This is a genomic window from Type-D symbiont of Plautia stali, assembly GCF_001485335.1.
GTDB classification, from domain to species: domain Bacteria; phylum Pseudomonadota; class Gammaproteobacteria; order Enterobacterales; family Enterobacteriaceae; genus Pantoea; species Pantoea vagans_C.
The window spans coordinates 1-2,271 of sequence record NZ_BBOC01000171.1 but is presented as its reverse complement, the minus strand read 5'-3'; the positions used below and the strand labels follow the sequence as shown (position 1 = coordinate 2,271).

The following is a 2,271-nucleotide window of genomic DNA, read 5'->3' as shown; positions in this document are numbered from 1 at the left end:
GTCAAACCTCATTTAAAGTGACCGCTCTCAGGCTCAATTGAAATGTCCTCATTATATTTTACTGGTAGACTTTTCTTTCTGTTGGCATGAGAAGGTTAAGCTTATGTTTCGATTCGAACTGACTCCCAATAATGGCGGTATTGTGTTCTGGGGAGATAGTGCATCTTTGAATGAACTCTATGAATTTATTCATTATATTGTGGATGAGAGCCCTTTGATAAAGAATAAAGAAGGGTTTATGCTCGCGCTTGCTTACGACATTCGTAAAGCCCTGGAAGGCCAGCGGCGAACAGATGAGTATCTCTACGAACACAGTGATACCTACCAGCTTTACGGTGTGGAACTACTCTGGCCCCTTGTGCTGCTTCAGGCTGCAATTATCAGAGATTCAATGGGTTATATAGAAACAGATAAAGCGAAACTCTCTGTAATGTACTCATTTGAATTCATTCTGGAATCTGCACTTAAACAATTAATTCCAGACCGTTTTGGCGATGTAATTAAAACCGCTAAAAACGCATCGAATTCTGATTATGACTGGCTGGAGGACAGCATTGACAGCCGGTGCTGCTATTTTATCAATCTTTCACCTAAAGACAGAAAGGAACAGCTGGATAAAATACTTTGTTCTTTCGACGAATACTGGATTAAATTCACAAAAGATAAGCAAGATGTGAAAATGATCAATCTGATAATGAATACAGACTGTGAATGGCCTGAAAATATAATCTGGTAATCAGAAATATTTTATTCATGTTATTTGCCAGACTTCTTCCCGAAAAAATCTTCTGAACGGGACTGAAGCTGTATCAGTGCGTCAAGCACGTCATTCTGATCCAGTGAACGCTGAGACTTTTTTCCCGCTGACTCTGCGCGGCGCCGTGAAGGCCCTTCGCCGGCAGGCACGGACTGGGAGCGGGTGTCATCTCGTTTTTCCTGCACCAGCTGGATTAACTCCAGCGTTCTGCCAAGCCGCTTGTTATCGACTATCGCACCCTGATCAATTTCCGACAATCGGTCGTAAGTAGAGTAGGGAAGTACAATGCCGTTAAGGCGGAGTTCTTTTTTGTCGTCAGGATAATGGTAGACGTCGATATATTTACCCATGGCGCGCCGACTGTAATCACTGTCCTCAATCAGATACAGCATTTTATCGTATTGCACCGTCAGTGATTTAGACACCTTGCGCTTTTCCCGGACGGACAGAATAAGGTTCAGGTCATCATCGGTTTCAAGTGGGCGGTGAACATCAAAGTCGTGTCTCGGCACTTTGCCGAAACGTCGGTTGTAATCGGCAATATATTCCTCTGCAAATGCATTGGCTTCTTCAATTGAGCTGATCCCATGCAGTCTGAACTCCTTGACCAGGCGATCCTGCAGAGTCAGATGGGCACGCTCCACGCGGCCTTTAGCCTGGCTGGTCTCAGCACAGATCGTGTGAATATTCAGCTCATACATCGCCCGACCAAATTGCGTGTGACCATCACCACCGGTCGCACTCTTGTTGTTAACACGGAAAACACCTGCTTTGTCGCTGTACAGCGCCAGAGGTTTCCCGTGTTTGAGGATATAACGTCGCGTAGCTTCAAAATATGAAAAGGTAGATTCCGATTTGACGAAAAGGAGCTCCATAATCCGGCTGGTAGCGTCATCAACGTAAACCAGAGCGGTGCAGGCGGGGCCACGTCCTTCAAACCAGTCATGATCGCAGCCGTCAATCTGTATCAGCTCGCCAGTACAAGGCCGGCGGTACCGGGGCTGCGGGATGTGTGCAGCTCTCTGTTTACGGGGGATCCACAGACCGGCCCGGGTCATAATCCGGCGCACGGTTTCTTTACCGAGGCGCAGATCATGCAGTTCTTCGAGCTTCTCACATGCCAGAGTGGGTCCAAAATCAGCGTAGCGCGTTCTGATAAGTTCCAGCGCCATTTCAGCCAGCCCTGGCATGAGCTGCCGGTTGCCACGCGCACCGCGACGCTTGTGCGTCAGACCAAGCGGGCCTTCTTCGCGGTAACGCACCAGAAGCCGACGACATTGTCTGTCGCTGATCTCCAGAAGTTCCGCTGCGCGGTGCGTGGTAAGGCGGCGCTCGATAACATCTTGAATGACTTTGACCCGGTTAATCTCTTTCAACGTAAATACCCCTGAGCTATCTGCAATCATGACAAGCCTCCCGGTAGTTTTACAGACTGAAAACGACGCTTTGAGAGGTACCATAACGCGGTCATGTTTATTGAGCCACAAACGGACATTACTATTGGGGTGCTACAA

Annotated in this window: 2 protein-coding genes; one reads left to right on the top strand and one right to left on the bottom strand. The window is 47.9% G+C overall.

The window, feature by feature from the left end:
* Positions 1-103: 103 nt before the first annotated feature.
* Positions 104-736 (top strand): DUF6904 family protein, encoded by a 633-nt coding sequence (locus PSSD_RS25730; RefSeq protein WP_058974210.1) that lies wholly within the window; start codon positions 104-106, stop codon positions 734-736.
* A gap of 20 nt (positions 737-756) precedes the next feature.
* Here PSSD_RS25730 and PSSD_RS25725 read toward each other — a convergent pair whose 3' ends face one another.
* A complete protein-coding gene (locus tag PSSD_RS25725; protein ID WP_058974209.1) occupies positions 757-2,163 on the bottom strand; it encodes an ISNCY family transposase in 1,407 nt (468 codons plus the stop codon).
* Positions 2,164-2,271 lie beyond the last annotated feature (108 nt).

Coding starts and splice junctions, on each gene's coding strand:
- PSSD_RS25730 (WP_058974210.1), top strand. CDS start 104: ATGTTTCGATTCGAACTGACTCCCAATAATGGCGGTATTGTGTTCTGG.
- PSSD_RS25725 (WP_058974209.1), bottom strand. CDS start 2,163: ATGATTGCAGATAGCTCAGGGGTATTTACGTTGAAAGAGATTAACCGG.